This is a genomic window from Haemophilus parainfluenzae, from assembly GCF_014931275.1.
Lineage (GTDB): Bacteria > Pseudomonadota > Gammaproteobacteria > Enterobacterales > Pasteurellaceae > Haemophilus_D.
In genome coordinates this window covers 749,602-766,142 of sequence record NZ_CP063110.1, presented here as the reverse complement: position 1 = coordinate 766,142, position 16,541 = coordinate 749,602, and the positions used below count along the sequence as shown (strand labels likewise).

The 16,541-nt window shown below is 39.9% G+C and carries 16 protein-coding genes; 6 read left to right on the top strand and 10 right to left on the bottom strand.

Features of this window, described 5'->3' with window-relative positions; all coding sequences use genetic code 11:
* Positions 1-6: 6 nt before the first annotated feature.
* Both INQ00_RS03795 and oppF read left to right on the top strand, forming a co-directional pair.
* Positions 7-978 (top strand): ABC transporter ATP-binding protein, encoded by a 972-nt coding sequence (locus tag INQ00_RS03795; protein WP_197547341.1) that lies wholly within the window; start codon positions 7-9, stop codon positions 976-978.
* Complete coding sequence (oppF, locus tag INQ00_RS03790; RefSeq protein ID WP_197547340.1) at positions 975-1,973, top strand: murein tripeptide/oligopeptide ABC transporter ATP binding protein OppF; 999 nt, start codon at positions 975-977, stop codon at positions 1,971-1,973. The genes INQ00_RS03795 and oppF overlap by 4 nt, the downstream gene beginning before the upstream one ends.
* 39 nt (positions 1,974-2,012) lie before the next feature.
* On the opposite strand, the gene INQ00_RS03785 is transcribed toward oppF, so the two are convergent.
* The gene (locus INQ00_RS03785) at positions 2,013-2,882 is read right to left on the bottom strand and encodes a VirK/YbjX family protein (RefSeq protein ID WP_197547339.1); all 870 of its coding nucleotides are present in this window, start codon (positions 2,880-2,882) and stop codon (positions 2,013-2,015) included.
* A 113-nt stretch (positions 2,883-2,995) separates the two neighbouring features.
* Between INQ00_RS03785 and yihA the strand changes: the two genes are divergently transcribed.
* Both yihA and INQ00_RS03775 read left to right on the top strand, forming a co-directional pair.
* Positions 2,996-3,610 (top strand): ribosome biogenesis GTP-binding protein YihA/YsxC, encoded by a 615-nt coding sequence (yihA, locus tag INQ00_RS03780; RefSeq protein WP_197547338.1) that lies wholly within the window; start codon positions 2,996-2,998, stop codon positions 3,608-3,610.
* 129 nt (positions 3,611-3,739) lie between these two features.
* Positions 3,740-5,269, top strand: a complete 1,530-nt coding sequence (locus INQ00_RS03775; protein WP_070776023.1) for a YifB family Mg chelatase-like AAA ATPase — start codon at positions 3,740-3,742, stop codon at positions 5,267-5,269.
* Positions 5,270-5,312: 43 nt separating this feature from the next.
* On the opposite strand, the gene nfuA is transcribed toward INQ00_RS03775, so the two are convergent.
* The 7 genes from nfuA to INQ00_RS03740 all read right to left on the bottom strand — a co-directional run bounded on the left by nfuA (position 5,313) and on the right by INQ00_RS03740 (position 10,374).
* On the bottom strand, positions 5,313-5,897 hold the full coding sequence (gene nfuA, locus INQ00_RS03770) for a Fe-S biogenesis protein NfuA (RefSeq protein ID WP_014064659.1): 585 nt from the start codon (positions 5,895-5,897) through the stop codon (positions 5,313-5,315).
* 113 nt (positions 5,898-6,010) lie between these two features.
* On the bottom strand, positions 6,011-6,700 hold the full coding sequence (locus INQ00_RS03765; RefSeq protein WP_197547337.1) for a ComF family protein: 690 nt from the start codon (positions 6,698-6,700) through the stop codon (positions 6,011-6,013).
* Positions 6,701-6,720: 20 nt separating this feature from the next.
* The gene (locus tag INQ00_RS03760) at positions 6,721-8,103 is read right to left on the bottom strand and encodes a type IV pilus secretin PilQ (protein WP_197547336.1); all 1,383 of its coding nucleotides are present in this window, start codon (positions 8,101-8,103) and stop codon (positions 6,721-6,723) included.
* A 1-nt stretch (position 8,104) separates the two neighbouring features.
* The gene (locus tag INQ00_RS03755; RefSeq protein ID WP_197547335.1) at positions 8,105-8,488 is read right to left on the bottom strand and encodes a pilus assembly protein PilP; all 384 of its coding nucleotides are present in this window, start codon (positions 8,486-8,488) and stop codon (positions 8,105-8,107) included.
* On the bottom strand, positions 8,488-9,030 hold the full coding sequence (locus tag INQ00_RS03750) for a hypothetical protein (RefSeq protein ID WP_054420357.1): 543 nt from the start codon (positions 9,028-9,030) through the stop codon (positions 8,488-8,490). The genes INQ00_RS03755 and INQ00_RS03750 overlap by 1 nt, the downstream gene beginning before the upstream one ends.
* Positions 9,027-9,539, bottom strand: a complete 513-nt coding sequence (locus tag INQ00_RS03745; protein WP_054420356.1) for a PilN family protein — start codon at positions 9,537-9,539, stop codon at positions 9,027-9,029. Before INQ00_RS03745 ends, INQ00_RS03750 begins: the two co-directional genes overlap by 4 nt.
* Positions 9,532-10,374 carry a competence protein ComA gene (locus INQ00_RS03740; protein ID WP_197547334.1) on the bottom strand — a complete coding sequence of 281 codons (843 nt, stop codon included), beginning with the start codon at positions 10,372-10,374 and terminating at the stop codon, positions 9,532-9,534. The genes INQ00_RS03745 and INQ00_RS03740 overlap by 8 nt, the downstream gene beginning before the upstream one ends.
* Positions 10,375-10,473: 99 nt before the next feature.
* On the opposite strand from INQ00_RS03740, the gene INQ00_RS03735 reads away from it, so the two are divergent.
* On the top strand, positions 10,474-13,086 hold the full coding sequence (locus INQ00_RS03735; protein ID WP_197547333.1) for a penicillin-binding protein 1A: 2,613 nt from the start codon (positions 10,474-10,476) through the stop codon (positions 13,084-13,086).
* A gap of 63 nt (positions 13,087-13,149) precedes the next feature.
* Positions 13,150-13,995 (top strand): 23S rRNA (adenine(2030)-N(6))-methyltransferase RlmJ, encoded by an 846-nt coding sequence (locus INQ00_RS03730; protein WP_197547332.1) that lies wholly within the window; start codon positions 13,150-13,152, stop codon positions 13,993-13,995.
* Between the two features lie 35 nt (positions 13,996-14,030).
* On the opposite strand, the gene psiE is transcribed toward INQ00_RS03730, so the two are convergent.
* Positions 14,031-14,447 carry a phosphate-starvation-inducible protein PsiE gene (gene psiE, locus INQ00_RS03725; RefSeq protein WP_070868444.1) on the bottom strand — a complete coding sequence of 139 codons (417 nt, stop codon included), beginning with the start codon at positions 14,445-14,447 and terminating at the stop codon, positions 14,031-14,033.
* Between the two features lie 135 nt (positions 14,448-14,582).
* Positions 14,583-16,472 carry an RNA polymerase sigma factor RpoD gene (gene rpoD / locus INQ00_RS03720; RefSeq protein WP_070868441.1) on the bottom strand — a complete coding sequence of 630 codons (1,890 nt, stop codon included), beginning with the start codon at positions 16,470-16,472 and terminating at the stop codon, positions 14,583-14,585.
* Positions 16,473-16,541: the final 69 nt, after the last annotated feature.

Genomic DNA, 16,541 nt, shown 5'->3' with positions numbered 1-16,541 from the left:
CGAATAATGAATCCTTTATTAGATGTAAAAAATCTCTACGTTCGCTTCAAAACACCAGATGGCGTCGTCATAGCAGTCAATGACTTAAACTTCACGCTGAATGCAGGAAGCACGCTCGGTATTGTAGGTGAAAGTGGTTCAGGCAAGTCACAAACGGCCTTTGCTTTAATGGGTTTATTGGCAGCCAACGGTGAAGTGGAAGGCTCTGCCATTTTTGAAGGTAAAGAATTAGTTAATTTACCAAATGCTGAGTTGAATAAAATCCGCGCCGAACAAATTTCCATGATTTTCCAAGATCCGATGACATCACTCAACCCATACATGAAAATCGGTGAACAACTCATGGAAGTGCTGCAATTGCACAAAGGTTATGATAAACAAACTGCCTTTGCCGAATCCGTGAAAATGTTAGATGCAGTTAAAATGCCGGAAGCCAAAAAACGCATGGGCATGTATCCGCACGAATTTTCTGGCGGTATGCGTCAACGGGTGATGATTGCGATGGCCTTATTATGCCGTCCAAAACTACTCATTGCAGATGAACCAACAACCGCTTTGGATGTGACGGTTCAAGCACAAATCATGACCTTGTTAAATGAGTTAAAACGCGAATTTAATACTGCGATTATTATGATTACCCATGATCTTGGTGTAGTGGCTGGTATCTGCGATCAAGTCATGGTGATGTATGCCGGGCGAACCATGGAATACGGCACTGCAGAACAAATTTTCTATCATCCGACTCATCCTTATTCTATTGGCTTAATGGATGCGATTCCTCGTTTAGATGGCAATGAAGAACACTTGGTGACCATTCCTGGCAATCCACCGAATTTATTGCATTTGCCAAAAGGTTGTCCATTCTCACCTCGTTGCCAATTTGCTACTGAACAATGCCAAACTGCGCCAAAACTGACTACATTTAATCACGGTCAATTACGTAATTGTTGGTTACCCGCGGAGAAATTTAACCTATGACAGTCTCAAACAACAAAGAATTACTCCTTGAAGTCAATCACTTAGGCGTCAGTTTTAAAATTAAAAATGAGAAATCCCTTTTCTTCGCCAAACCGCAAACCTTAAAAGCGGTGAAGGATGTCTCTTTTAAACTTTACGCAGGTGAAACCCTCGGCGTAGTAGGTGAATCTGGTTGCGGTAAATCCACACTTGCACGCGCTATTATCGGTTTAGTCGAAGCGAGCGAAGGGGAAATCTTATGGCTTGGCAAAAATTTGCGAAAACAATCAGCGAAACAATGGAAAGAAACGCGTAAAAATATCCAAATGATTTTCCAAGATCCGCTCGCCTCTCTCAATCCGCGAATGAATATTGGCGAAATCATTGCTGAGCCATTAAAGATCTACCAACCTCACTTAAGCGCCGCTGAAGTGAAAGAAAAAGTGCAAGCAATGATGTTGAAAGTCGGGCTTTTACCCAACTTGATTAACCGCTATCCGCATGAGTTTTCGGGTGGCCAATGTCAGCGTATCGGTATCGCTCGCGCATTAATCATTGAGCCGAAAATGATCATTTGTGATGAGCCCGTTTCTGCGTTAGATGTGTCGATTCAGGCTCAAGTGGTAAATTTATTGAAATCCCTGCAAAAAGAAATGGGGCTTTCCTTAATTTTCATCGCTCATGATTTGGCGGTGGTAAAACACATTTCTGACCGCGTATTGGTGATGTATTTAGGCAATGCCATGGAATTAGGCAGCGATGAGGAGGTATATAACAATACCAAACATCCTTATACCAAAGCCTTAATGTCTGCAGTTCCGATTCCCGATCCGAAATTGGAACGCAATAAGTCCATCGAATTACTTGAAGGTGATTTGCCTTCGCCAATTGATCCGCCGTCTGGTTGCGTGTTCCGTACTCGCTGCCTAAAAGCCGATGAAAATTGTGCGAAACAAAAACCACCTTTCACCAGCCAAAACAACAGCCATTTTGTGGCTTGTTTGAAAGTCTTATAAAACAAAAAGTGCGGTCAAAATTCACCGCACTTTTTACTTTTACAATCCTAACTTTTCTTCGATTACTTTGGCCAAATCATCTAGCATCGCATAACGCTTGCGATACATGGAACGTTTTTTACTCGGTACACCATCAAGATTTCTATCTATTTCTAAAGGTAATTCCCAATAGTCCTTCAACTGTCCACCTGATTCAGCAAAAATCGCATCATAATCTACGACATAATGTGAACTTTGAATAAAACGCGATTTATTTTGATATTTTTGTGGAATGCCCAATAACGTCTTAAAACCCAACGCTTTCGTCAATGCTTTCATCGTTTCCACCATCAAATAAGCAGGGCGCAAACCATGACAAGTTTTTGTGAGTTGCTTCACCATCTCTTTAGAACCCTCAAAATTGGGCCCCTGCACCACAGAAATAAGCAATGACTCGTCAAGTTTGGCAAAAGTAAGCAAATACACTAATTCATTACGTGGTTTATGCCATAACTCCAATACCCAATAGCCTTCCATTGGTTGGTGTGTGGTCATCGACAATATCATTTCAAAATCAGGAATCACTTCACCAAAACTTAATGACGTTTTATAAATAGGTGCTGAAAGTGCGCTCAATTTTTTAGGTAAAAAAAGTAGATTATCGCAGATAGCTTGGAAACGCTGTTTACTGTTAAAACGTTTATCTAAAAAACGATAAACTAACGGATAGCTATAATCTGCATGTTCATTTAATAACGTCACAAGAAAAGGATGCTGGTTAATAAATTGCTCAAATTGAGCAATTAATCCACGGTGTAAAAAAGCACGAAGACGATAACGTAGGCGCTTAAGCGTATAAGAACGCCCAGGTCTATCGGGATAAACGGCTTCCGCTTTTGGCCAGCGATATTGATTCTCTTGAGATTCCATAGTTATTAATATAATTAAAGAGGCTTTAAATCACACAAAGCGCGCATTCTCTCATAATTTCAGCAATTTTTCTATTTGTGATATGCTAGGATCAATTGATGAAAGGAACCATTATGTCTGAAATTAAACTGAATTATCATAAAACGCATTTTCTTACGAGCGCCCCAAATATTCGTTCCATCCCAGAAGATACTGGAATTGAAATTGCTTTTGCAGGACGCTCAAATGCAGGAAAATCAACCGCACTTAATGCGTTAACCAATCAAAAAAGCTTAGCCAGAACGTCCAAAACACCTGGTCGTACACAGCTCATCAACCTTTTTGAAGTAGAGCCGAATTGTAAACTGGTAGACTTACCTGGCTATGGTTATGCTGCCGTTCCTGAGAAAATGAAAATTGAATGGCAAAAATCCCTCGGAGAATATTTGCAAAAACGCGAATGTTTAGGCGGGCTTGTTGTTCTGATGGATATTCGTCATCCATTAAAAGATCTCGACCAACAAATGATCGAATGGGCAGTTTCTGCTGATTTACCAGTTATGCTGCTTTTAACTAAAGCGGATAAACTTAGTCAAAGTGCGCGTAGCAAACAGGTCAAAATGGTACGTGAAGCCATTTTACCCTTCCAAGGTGATATTCAAGTCGAAGCCTTTTCTGCACAAAATAAAATTGGCATTGATAAATTGGCTGCCAAGTTAGATAGTTGGTTTTCGCCACTTTTTTCGTAGTTTTTTATCAAGAAAAAGTCATTTCTGCGATCAAGATCGCAAAAAAAGCATAGGATGCATGATTTCATTCTGTGCTTTTTTTATAGTGCGAAAATCTGATTATTTTTGACCGCACTTTAAGGAATCTGAATGTCTCTTGCCATTGTTTATAGCCGTGCCTCAATGGGCGTACAAGCCCCTCTTGTTACCATTGAGGTACACTTAAGTAACGGAAAGCCTGGATTTACCTTAGTTGGTCTACCCGAAAAAACCGTAAAAGAAGCGCAAGATCGTGTCAGAAGTGCATTAATGAATGCCCAGTTCAAATATCCTGCTAAACGCATCACCGTCAACCTTGCACCGGCCGATTTACCCAAAGAAGGGGGACGATTTGATTTACCTATTGCAATCGGTATTTTAGCTGCATCAGATCAACTCGACGGTAGCCGTTTAAAACAGTTTGAATTCGTTGGCGAGCTCGCATTAACGGGTGAATTACGTGGCGTACACGGCGTGATTCCCGCCATTTTAGCTGCACAAAAAGCGAAACGCGCCCCCATTATCGCTTATCAAAATGCCAATGAGGCCTCGCTTGTTTCAGAACAAGAGACTTATTTTGCTAAAAACCTTTTGGAAGTCGTACAATTCTTAAATAATCAAGAAAAATTACCTTTGGCCTCATTACTCGCACAAGAAAGTGCGGTCGGATTTTCAGCTAAAAATCATTTAGATTTGACCGATATTATTGGTCAGCAACACGCTAAACGAGCACTAATGATAGCTGCCGCAGGCCAACACAACCTGCTCTTTTTAGGGCCACCTGGGACAGGTAAAACCATGTTAGCAAGTCGTCTCACTGCATTGCTCCCTGAAATGACGGATTTAGAAGCGATTGAAACCGCTTCGGTTACGAGTTTAGTACAAAATGAATTAAATTTTCATAACTGGAAACAACGTCCGTTTCGAGCGCCACATCATAGTGCCTCATTACCTGCCTTAGTAGGAGGAGGAACCATTCCAAAACCAGGCGAAATATCGCTCGCACATAACGGCGTACTTTTTCTTGATGAATTGCCTGAGTTTGAGCGTAAAGTGCTTGATGCGCTTCGCCAGCCATTAGAAAGTGGAGAAATTATTATTTCGCGTGCCAATGCGAAAATCCAGTTCCCCGCTCGCTTTCAACTCGTTGCCGCGATGAATCCAAGTCCAACGGGTCATTATACTGGAACACATAACCGAACCTCACCACAACAAGTGATGCGTTATTTAAACCGACTTTCGGGGCCATTTTTAGATCGTTTTGATTTATCTATTGAAGTCCCTCTTCTGCCACAAGGTAGCTTACAGAATACAGGAGATAGAGGCGAGACAAGCCAGCAAGTACGAGAAAAAGTGTTGAAAGTGAGGGAAATTCAACTTGCTCGAGCCGGTAAAATCAATGCGTATCTTTCAAGCAAAGAAATTGAACGGGACTGTAAATTACAAGATAAAGATGCATTATTCCTTGAGAATGCACTCAATAAGCTAGGACTTTCAGTAAGAGCCTATCATCGGATTTTAAAAGTCTCACGCACGATTGCTGATTTAAATGGCGAAAAAGAGATACAACAAACTCATTTAGCAGAAGCGCTAGGATATCGAGCGATGGATCGGTTGTTACAGAAATTGTCTGCGGCTTAAAAAATAAAAGGGCGAATGATTCGCCCTTTTTTATCTTCGATTCTTAGTAATAAGAATGTTCACCACGTTGGTGTTCTGTTACATCTCGTGCGCCTTTTAGTTCATTTGGGAAAAGTGCGACCAATTGTTTCTCTACACCATCTTTTAAAGTTACATCAACCATTGAGCAACCATTACAGCCACCACCGAATTGTAGAACTGCATAACCGTCATCGGTAATTTCAATTAACGTGATTTTACCGCCATGGCTGGCTAATTGTGGGTTGATTTGTGTTTGAATCACATACTCTACGCGCTCAATTAAAGGCGCATCATCTGCAACTTTACGCATTTTTGCGTTAGGTGCTTTTAAAGTGAGTTGAGCACCAAGCTCTTCGGTTACGTAATCAATTTCTGCATCTTCTAAAAACGGTAAGCTGATTTCATCTACAAATGCAGAGAACGTATCATACTTCATTTCAGTATCAGTCGCTTCAACTGAATTTGGCGGACAATAAGACACGCCACATTCTGCTCCAGGCGTACCCGGATTCACGACAAAAATACGAATATTTGTACCTTCTTCTTGTGTATCTAAAAGTTTCCGAAAATGTGCTTGTGCAGCATCTGAAATAAAAATTTGTTCCATAAATAAAGTCCTAATACTTGATGCAATATATCAAGAATGATACTCCTATACGGCAATTTTTTCTACATTTATTCCTATTTTTATAGATATAGACAAATCCTATCTTTAAAAATTTAGGCTCTCGCTAAGCCCCATACTTGAATTTCTTTTACACCTAATTTTCGAAGTTGTTTAGCTATCTCTGCCAGCGTTGAACCAGTTGTAATCACATCATCTACCAAAGCGACACGTTCATAAGGAAAAGATTTTTTGGTATTCACTGTAAAAGCATTTTTAAGATTGTGTCGTCGATCTTTCGCCGTTAAACCTCGTTGAGTGTGGGTATGTTTAATCCGTTTCACCACATGATGACAGTTAGGCACATCACACCAGCGACTTAACCAGTTCGCTAATAAATCAGCCTGGTTGTAGCCACGTTGCCACTGTCGAAAATGATATAGTGGTACGGGGATAATCGCTTGTGGTAGAGGGAGTCCATGTGTTCGTCTTGCCTCTCGCACCGCAAGATAAAGCAAACGCGATAAACTGCGATCTAACCAAAACTGTTTTTGGAATTTAAAACGATGAATAAGTGAAGAAAGTGGTTCGAGGTAATGCCCAATAATCACAATACGATCCCAAGCGGGTTCATTTCTCAAACAATGTCCACAGCCCATTGCATAATGCTGCAAGGGGGAACCACATCGCCCACAATAAGGGAAAGTTTTAACTTTCTTTTGGCATCGACTACACAATCCATTTCGACCAAGATGAATAGATCGCTTGCAATGCACACAGCTAAATTGAAAAAAATGAGAAAACATGAGAGAAATTGACTGCTCTTTTATTTTTTCGCTTTTTCAATTTGCTTAAAATGCTTTTCTTTCTTAGCCATTTCCATTCTTTCACCTTGTTTCAAAATATGAGGGGTCACAAAAATTACAAGCTCTCGCTTTTGATGACGTTCGCTTTCCTTACTAAATAAGCGTTTAATACCTGGAATATCGCCCAATAATGGTACTTTATCGACACCTTTCGTGATCGTATCGTGGAATACACCACCCAATACAATTGTTTCGCCATCTTTGGCAAAAACTTGCGTATTAATTTCCTGTTTATCAATGGATACCACTTCATTTTGCCCGTAAGCCACGCGATTACCCGGGGAATTTTGACTGACTAATAAATCCAATAAGATATTATTATCCTTAGAAATATGCGGAGTGACTTCCAATCCTAAGACAGCCTCGCGAAACTCTACTGACTGTGTATCATTTTTCCCATTCGTCACCACATAAGGAATTTCTGTCCCTTGTTTGATGCTTGCACTTTTCTTGTTGGTCGTAAGTAAGCGAGGGCTTGCAATAATTTCTACGTTATTTTCACGTTCAAGTGCGGTTAATTCTAAGTCTAATAATCGGCCATTAATTTTAGCCACTTGAAGTGCTAATGAGCCAGCTGGCGTGACCATTGTCGCAAAATTCACGTTTAAATTATTACTGATATTACTAAAGCCATTTGCATCTAGACTGCCACTCACTCTATGGGCAGCCTCAGTAGGATTAAAAATGCCCCAACGTACACCTAACTCTTTCAGGCTTTCATCAGTAATCGTCACAATACGTGCTTCAATGACAATTTGTTCAATGGGTTTATCCAGTTCTGCAATTAATTTTTTGATATTTTTGACAGAACGTGCATCATCCTGAATCAGTAACACATTGCTTCGATCATCAAATGTAATTGTGCCGCTAGGTGAAAGCAAAGAACCGCTCCCTGTTGTTAAAGATTTCATCACATCAGAGGCCTTAGCAAAATGCAGTTTAATCGTTGTACTCACAAGTGGTGTTTCACTAGACAAACTTTCCCCGCTAATTGCCATCGGTTCTGTCATTTTCTCTGCATATTGTTCATGTTGAGAAGGCTTACCCAAATAATAAATATTATTTTCTTGATAAAAAGAGAGCCCTTTGATTTTTGCGACAGAACGCAATAAACGATCAAAATCTACGTTCTCTAATTGTAATGAAAGCGTTCCTTCTAGCTCATCATCAATCATTAAATTAGCATTTTGCTCAAGAGCAAGTTGTTGGAGTGTCGCCACCATGGGAGCTTGCTTTAAGCGAAGTGAAAATACGCGATTCTCTGCCGCTGAGTAGGTTGTCCATAGGATCAAAAAACACATTAAAAACTGACCGCACTTTGTTTTTATTTTCTGCTTTATCATTTTAAAATCTCATTATGATTGAGCTCGTTTGTTCACATTGCCCTGCTTTATAACTTTGAAGCGTCACGCTGTTTTTACTCACTTTTTCGATTAAATAGCCTTCTTTTCCAATCCTCTGCCCGACTTGAACAGACAGAATATACCCATCATCATTAAATAACACTTCTGTCTGTTTACCATATTGCACGACTCCCACAACATGTAGCTGAGCCAATGGGCGTTCCTCCGCCAGTCTCGGCTCCGAATACACGCAAGTCGACACCGGCGGTAGGGTGAGCCCCTCTTTTGGATATTCGGTTTGTTCTCTTTGTTTACGATCAAAAGGATCTTGCGAAAATGCTGATACAGAAAAAAACGCTATCAAGATTAAGAAAAGCTTTTTCATTATTTGTCCTTATTTAGTTGGAAAATTAACTCGCATGTAATAGAAGCATTTTCCTCTTCATCTAATTTCTCAATGTTTAATTGAGTTAAAGAAAGTGTAGGAACATCGTTTAAAAGTGCGGTCAAAAATTGCTGTAAATCGACAAAATAGCCTTGCAATGACAAATGCAACAAAGTATGTTGAGAAAAATCCCAACGTAAATCCAACGCTCGAAGTCGCCCATTTAATAACGCCTGTACATGCTGATTAATTGGCAACACAGAATTAGCTAATTCTGGAGAAAGTTGTCGGCTGTCTGACTTTTGCCTTAAGGTTTGTAAAATCTTTTCCTGTTTATCCCACTCTTGCTGCTGCAAACTCAATTCTGCGTCAAGTCGATGTCGTTCGTTGCTATTTTCAACGTAACGAAAAACAGGTAAAAAGATGACCGCACTTAATGCACTCAACCAAAAGGCAGCATGGACCATTTGAGGTAATCGAAGCCATCTCCCAAACCAACTTTGTGCACTTTTTTGAACAAGCTCATGGATAAAGTTCCTCATTGCACAGACTCCGATAAATGAATATCAAATTGAAAAAATAACTGCTGTTGCACTGGCTGAAACTTAGTTAAGTTAACCTCTGTAAAATGGCGTTTGAGAAATTGATGTATCTCCTCAAACTCTTGTTGGCTTTCTGTCATGCCTGAAAGGACAATTTGCTTAGCATTGAGCGTAAATTCATCTAACTCGCCCTGTTTTAATGGCAGCTCAGTTAATAAATTAAGCATTCGATACACATATTTCGTATCCATTTCTGTCAGCTCATTCATTTCTTTCAGACTACTTTGTAGTTGCTGAACCTGAATGCGTTTCTGATGGACTTGATGAGTTATTTGTGTCAGTTTTTCTTTTGCCTGATTTAGAGTTTGCCCTTGTTGTTCATTGAGTTGGTTCAATCCAACAACAATCAAAACTGAGCAAGCTAGCCAAATTAAACCTTGCCACATAAAATGACGAAAAGCCTTTTGATGTTGTTCTAAGCGCCAAGGTAATAAATTAAGGCTAAACATCACCACTCTCCCGATTAATTGTAGGCAAAAGTGCGGGTGGTTTTAAAGATAAATCCACTAGCTTTAAATCGGTTTGCCAAAGTGCATTACCTAAAGCAATGAAAGGAAGATCTGTTTCGATACGCTGCCAATCCTGAGGCTGTAATTCGATTGTGTGTAAATTCAACATATCGGGCGTTTGATACACATAAACCTGTTCTATCGTTTCGGGAAAGCGTTGGATAAATTGTTGATAAAGTTCGGATAAATCACCTTGAGATTGCAAAACTTGTCGTTGTTGTAAGCGTTCACAAACGGCGAGACATCCTTGTTGATCTTGATATAAAAATAAGGTGTTAACCGGCTCTTGACCTAAAATGGCATAAAATGCACGTAAAATACTGTTATTCAGTAAATCAAGTGCGGTCAATTTTAGCGGCAAATATTTTTCTAATTCTGCATTGGCGCTTTCTTGTCGAATCGCCGTGATATCCAAACGGAAACCTTGTTTTAATGGCGTGGTAAGATAATCAAACCATAATTCATCCAAAGGAATCGGTAATTCTTTTTGCAAAATAAAACGACATTGTTGTTCACATTCCTGGGCATTGAGTGTTTGTGGTAAAATGAGCGTTTTAGACCAAGTTAAGTGGGGCGAAATGGCGCCAACAAAACAGCATTGACTGTTTTTTTGTGGCAAATGAGGCAATAACTGGGAAAAAATATCTTTTTGTTGCGTATTTAAACAAATTGATTGAACTTTGTGTAATTCATCTAGCCAAACAAAATAGAGGTTATCTTGTTGTTTACTCACACCAATTTGTAGTTTTTGCTGCTTTCTATTGGCAATTCCCATATTCTTTCCTATTCTTTAAGGGATTAATCTTTTATACTTAGCAGCCAAAATCATAATTTTTATTTTTTGAATATTCATTAAACCAGAGAGAATTTTACGATGCGGATCGCAAAATTAATATTAAGTACCCTATTTACGATATGTATACTGGGGTTAGTTGCCGGTGGAGTGTTTTATTTTCACTTAAAATCCTCCTTACCGTCGGTAGAAAGCTTAAAAACCGTTGAATTGCAACAACCAATGCAAATCTATACGGCGGATGGAAAATTAATCGGTGAAGTCGGTGAACAACGCCGTATTCCGGTGAAGCTAGAAAATGTGCCTCAACGTTTGCAAGATGCCTTCTTAGCAACGGAAGATAGTCGCTTTTATGACCATCATGGTTTAGACCCAATTGGTATTGCCCGTGCAATTTATGTTGCAGTCAGCAATGGTGGAGCCTCTCAAGGTGCAAGTACTATTACACAACAGCTTGCGCGTAACTTCTTCTTAACCCCAGAAAAAAAACTTATTCGTAAAGTACGTGAAGCGGTATTAGCGGTTGAAATTGAAAATACCTTGAGCAAACAGGAAATTTTAGAGCTTTATTTGAATAAAATTTTCTTAGGCTATCGTTCTTATGGTGTCGCAGCCGCTGCACAAACCTACTTTGGTAAAAACTTAGATGAATTAACGCTCTCTGAAATGGCTGTGATTGCAGGCTTACCAAAAGCACCTTCAACAATGAACCCATTATATTCACCAAAACGTGCTGAAGAACGCCGTAATGTGGTATTGGGCCGCATGTTGGATGAAAACAAAATCACCAAAGCAGAATATGATGCAGCCATCAAAGAGCCAATCGTAGCAAGTTATCACGGTGCAAAATTTGAATTCCGTGCAGACTATGTGACTGAAATGGTTCGTCAAGAAATGGTGAAACGTTTTGGTGAGGAAGATGCTTACACCAAAGGTTATAAAGTCTTCACAACTGTACTGTCAAAAGATCAAGCGGAAGCACAAAAAGCCGTACGTAATAACCTGATCGATTATGATATGCGTCATGGCTGGCGTGGTGGCGCGCCACTATGGAAAAAAGGTGAAGCTGTATGGGATAACGAGCGCATTGTCGCTTTCTTGAAAAAATTACCTGATTCAGAACCTTTTATTCCTGCAGCGGTAACCGCATTGGGTAAAAATGGTGCGGAATTACTTTTAGCTAACAATGAAACGATGACGCTGTCTTCAAACGCAATGCGTTGGGCAGGTAAATCACCCGTTAAAGTGGGTGAACAGATTTGGATTCGTAAACGTGATAACGGTGAGTGGGTGTTAGGCCAAATTCCAGCAGCTAACTCTGCATTAGTTTCATTAAACTCAGATAATGGTGCAATTGAGGCCATGGTGGGTGGTTTTAGTTACGAACAAAGTAAATTTAACCGTGCAACCCAATCTTTAGTGCAAGTAGGTTCTTCGATTAAACCATTTATTTATGCTGCGGCATTAGAAAAAGGTTTAACCCTTTCAAGCGTATTGCAAGATAGTCCTATCTCCATTCAAAAACCAGGACAACCCTTGTGGCAACCGAAAAACTCACCTGATCGTTATGACGGTCCAATGCGTTTACGTGTGGGTTTAGGCCAATCTAAAAACATGATTGCGATCAGAGCGTTACAAACTGCGGGTGTTGATTTCACCGCTGAATTCTTACAACGATTTGGATTCAAGCGTGACCAATATTTTGCGAGTGAAGCGCTTGCATTAGGTGCGGCTTCTTTCACACCGCTTGAAATGGCGCGTGCTTATGCGGTCTTTGATAACGGTGGTTTCTTGATTGATCCTTACCTCATCGAAAAAATTCAAGATAACACGGGTAAAGATTTATTTATTGCTAACCCGAAAATTGCTTGTATCACTTGTAATGACATTCCTGTGATTTATGGTGAAACCAAAGATAAAATTGATGGTTTTAAAGATGTTGCAGAAGTGGCTAATCCAGATAACCTAAAATCAGCGCAAGGTAATAACAACACGGATACGGAAGAAGGCGATCAACAACCTGAGAACGTACCTGACTTACCAGAGCTTCAAACATCAGCATTAAACGATGGTTCTGTTGATTTAATGGCTGATGCGAAAGACGGCGTGGCGAAACAAGAATATGCGCCTCGTGTGATTAGCGGCGAATTAGCCTTCTTAATTCGTAGCGCATTAAATACGGCGATTTATGGTGAACAAGGTCTCGGTTGGAAAGGTACCAGCTGGCGTATCGCGCAAAGTATTAAGCGTAGTGATATAGGTGGTAAAACCGGTACAACCAATAGTGCGAAAGTGGCTTGGTATGCAGGTTTTGGTGCAAACTTAGTCACCACAACCTATGTCGGTTTCGATGATAACAAACGCGTATTAGGTAAAGGTGAAGTAGGTGCGAAAACCGCAATGCCGGCGTGGGTCGCTTATATGAAAGCGGCACTTTCTGATATACCAGAACGTCAACTTGAACTTCCACCAAACATCATGGAAAAAACCATTGATAGTAACTCGGGTTTACTTTCTGAGGGTGGTGGTCGTAAAGAATACTTTATCGTTGGTACCGAGCCTAAACGCACTTATGTTGCAGAAATGCAAGAGCGCGGTTATTATGTCCCACCAGAGTTGCAACAACGCTTAAATGGTGGAACCGGCAAAACCAAAGACGCGATTCCAGCAACGCAACCAGAAGAATTATTCTAACGATTTAAATACTAAAAGTGCGGTTAATTTTGACCGCACTTTTTTACGTCAAAAGGACAAACCATGTTAAGTTATCGTCACAGTTTCCATGCCGGCAACCATGCCGATGTGCTAAAACACATCGTGTTGATGCTGATTTTGGAAAATCTCTCGCTGAAAGAAAAAGGTTTCTACTATCTCGACACCCATTCAGGTGTCGGTCGTTATCGCTTAAATTCTAACGAATCAGAAAAAACCGGCGAATATAAAGAGGGAATTGGGAGACTTTGGGAAAGAACAGATTTACCCGAAGAAGTTGCTCGCTACGTGGATCTCATTAAAAAGCTCAATTATGGCGGTAAAGAATTACGCTATTATGCTGGATCTCCAATGATTGCCGCGCAATTATTGCGTTCTCAAGATCGTGCATTACTGACAGAATTACACCCGAGCGATTTTCCATTGTTACGGAATAATTTTAAAGAATTCAAGAATATCACCACAAAATCAGAAAATGGTTTCCAACAACTCAAAGCGACACTTCCACCCAAAGAACGCCGTGGTTTAGTGCTTATTGATCCGCCTTATGAATTAAAAGAAGATTATGATCTCGTCGTGAAAGCGATCGAAGAGGGTTATAAACGCTTTGCAACAGGCACTTATGCGATTTGGTATCCCGTGGTACTACGCCAACAAACAAAACGCATTTTTAAAGGATTAGAAGCAACAGGAATTCGTAAAATTTTGAAAATTGAATTGGCTGTTCGCCCTGATAGCGATCAACGTGGTATGACCGCGAGTGGTATGGTCGTGATTAATCCACCTTGGCAATTAGAACAACAAATGAAGTCCATTTTGCCTTATTTGACCCAAACGCTCATCCCTGAAGGTACGGGAAGTTGGACAGTGGAATGGATTGTACCGGAATAATCCATTCCAAAACCGCGGTCAAAACGACCGCACTTTTAAATTTTAATTTTATTGGAATACAACACTAAACAAAGTGCAATAACCATAATTAAAATCGCGCCTGCGAATAAGATAGTATCAACTGAACTCTCATGATTCACAATAATCAGACGCAACATAGCGGTAATCCCCGCGTAAATAAAATAACGCAGAGGAAAGTGATAGCCGCTTTTAAAATATTGCACGATTAGGCCAATAAAACCGAAATATAAGAAAAACATCACGGCTTGTTCAGCAACATCATAAGGCACTACGCTTGATGTATTGAACACCATAATTGCTAAGCTATAGGTAATTTTAGCTAAAGCAATGATCAACACTAAAGCCAAAGCAATAAGTGAAAAACTTAATACCACTTTTAACACACTAGTCACTACTCGAGGCAGCTTTTCTAGTTCTTGAGATTCTTCCATAAAGTTCCTTTTTTGTTTTTTTGAATAACGAAAGGTGCGTATTTTAAAGGAATGTGATTTGGAGGTAAATAACCAAATTTAATCAAATAAAAAAGGCAGATATTTCTGCCTTTTCTTTTTTATATGAATGAATAATTACTCATCTAAGAAACTTCTTAAGGTTTCAGAACGACTTGGATGACGTAATTTACGTAATGCTTTTGCTTCAATCTGACGAATACGCTCACGGGTTACATCAAATTGTTTACCCACTTCTTCAAGTGTATGGTCAGTATTCATATCAATACCAAAACGCATACGTAATACTTTTGCTTCACGAGGTGTTAAACCTTCTAATACTTCATGAGTCGCCACTTTCAAGCTTTGTGCAGTCGCAGAATCTAATGGTAACTCAAGAGTTGAATCCTCGATGAAGTCACCTAAATGTGAATCATCGTCATCACCGATTGGGGTTTCCATAGAAATAGGTTCTTTCGCAATTTTAAGCACTTTACGAATTTTATCTTCTGGCATTCCCATGCGCTCAGCAAGCTCTTCTGGTGTTGCTTCACGGCCCATTTCTTGTAACATTTGACGAGAAATACGATTTAATTTGTTAATCGTTTCAATCATATGAACAGGAATACGGATTGTTCGCGCTTGGTCAGCAATGGAACGCGTAATTGCCTGACGAATCCACCAGGTTGCATAGGTTGAGAATTTATAACCACGACGGTATTCAAATTTATCTACCGCTTTCATCAAACCGATATTCCCTTCTTGAATTAAATCCAAGAATTGTAAACCACGGTTGGTATATTTTTTCGCAATAGAAATCACCAAACGTAAGTTAGCTTCAACCATTTCTTTTTTCGCACGACGAGCTTTTTGTTCACCTCGAGATACCGCATCGCAAATTTCACGCATTTGTTGGATAGTGAGATTCGTATGTTGCTCAATATTCGCTAAGTTATCTAAAGATAAACGGATACGTTCTTCATATTTTGGTAAACGTTTTGCCCAAGCTTTCGTTGATTTTAATGCTTTTGCTACCCATGCATCACTGCTGCCATTCGCAACAATCAGTGCCTCAAATTCATCTTTTGGCATACCTGCAATATCAACTAATACTTTTTGTAGTTGACGCTCTTCTGCACGTACACGTTTCATCATATTCTTCATTGATAAAACAAGTACATCAAATTGTTTTGGTACTAAACGGAATTGTTTAAAAATATCGGCGAGTTGAGCAATTTGATCTTTTGCACGTTTACCACTACGACCATGTTTTGCAATGGTCGCCAATGTTTTAGTATGTTGCTCTCTTAATGCTGCAAATCTTTCACGCGCTACTTCAGGATCGATGCTGTTATCTGAATCGCTGTCATCAGAACTTGAGCTGTTATCGCTTTCATCTTCCTCATCGCTCTCATCATCAACGTCTGCAGCAGATTCGGCACTTTCATCTTCATCAGCAAAATTTTCATCAATGTCCGCCGTTTCCTCTTCAGGAACATTTGGATCCACAAAGCCTGTGATTAAATCAGCCAAACGATAATTGCCTGCGTCAACTTGGTCATAATTATCTAATAATTCAGTTAACGCTTCTGGGTATGCCGCAATCGCAGTTTGGACTTCATCAATCCCTTCCTCAATACGTTTTGCAATGCTGATTTCATCTTCACGGGTTAAAAGATCAACGGTACCCATTTCACGCATATACATACGCACAGGATCGGTTGTACGGCCGATTTCAGATTCCACATTTGACAAAATCTGTGTTGCTTCTTCCACTGCATCTTCATCCGGAATCGTGTCATTCAACATCATTTCGTCACTTTCCGGTGCTTCATCAAGAACCGGAATGCCCGCATCATGCTGTAAAGTCTGCAACAACTTATCGTAATATTCTGGATCGATCAAATCTTCTGGAAGCAAGTCATTAATCTCCGCATAGGTTAAATAACCCTGCGTACGACCTAATTCCATAAGCTGTTCAATTTGTTCTGAATATTGCTCGGCGGTAGATTGTTGATTTTGTTCCATTTTTATTCCCGTTTTGCGTTATTTTTGGAAGATAAAAGCCCTTGTTTTGAACAGGAGATTTTACCATTG

Coding starts and splice junctions, on each gene's coding strand:
- rpoD (WP_070868441.1), bottom strand. CDS start 16,472: ATGGAACAAAATCAACAATCTACCGCCGAGCAATATTCAGAACAAATT.
- oppF (WP_197547340.1), top strand. CDS start 975: ATGACAGTCTCAAACAACAAAGAATTACTCCTTGAAGTCAATCACTTA.
- psiE (WP_070868444.1), bottom strand. CDS start 14,447: ATGGAAGAATCTCAAGAACTAGAAAAGCTGCCTCGAGTAGTGACTAGT.
- INQ00_RS03795 (WP_197547341.1), top strand. CDS start 7: ATGAATCCTTTATTAGATGTAAAAAATCTCTACGTTCGCTTCAAAACA.
- INQ00_RS03740 (WP_197547334.1), bottom strand. CDS start 10,374: ATGGGAATTGCCAATAGAAAGCAGCAAAAACTACAAATTGGTGTGAGT.
- nfuA (WP_014064659.1), bottom strand. CDS start 5,897: ATGGAACAAATTTTTATTTCAGATGCTGCACAAGCACATTTTCGGAAA.
- INQ00_RS03750 (WP_054420357.1), bottom strand. CDS start 9,030: ATGAGGAACTTTATCCATGAGCTTGTTCAAAAAAGTGCACAAAGTTGG.
- INQ00_RS03785 (WP_197547339.1), bottom strand. CDS start 2,882: ATGGAATCTCAAGAGAATCAATATCGCTGGCCAAAAGCGGAAGCCGTT.
- INQ00_RS03735 (WP_197547333.1), top strand. CDS start 10,474: ATGCGGATCGCAAAATTAATATTAAGTACCCTATTTACGATATGTATA.
- INQ00_RS03730 (WP_197547332.1), top strand. CDS start 13,150: ATGTTAAGTTATCGTCACAGTTTCCATGCCGGCAACCATGCCGATGTG.
- INQ00_RS03760 (WP_197547336.1), bottom strand. CDS start 8,103: ATGATAAAGCAGAAAATAAAAACAAAGTGCGGTCAGTTTTTAATGTGT.
- INQ00_RS03765 (WP_197547337.1), bottom strand. CDS start 6,700: ATGTTTTCTCATTTTTTTCAATTTAGCTGTGTGCATTGCAAGCGATCT.
- INQ00_RS03745 (WP_054420356.1), bottom strand. CDS start 9,539: ATGTTTAGCCTTAATTTATTACCTTGGCGCTTAGAACAACATCAAAAG.
- yihA (WP_197547338.1), top strand. CDS start 2,996: ATGTCTGAAATTAAACTGAATTATCATAAAACGCATTTTCTTACGAGC.
- INQ00_RS03775 (WP_070776023.1), top strand. CDS start 3,740: ATGTCTCTTGCCATTGTTTATAGCCGTGCCTCAATGGGCGTACAAGCC.
- INQ00_RS03755 (WP_197547335.1), bottom strand. CDS start 8,488: ATGAAAAAGCTTTTCTTAATCTTGATAGCGTTTTTTTCTGTATCAGCA.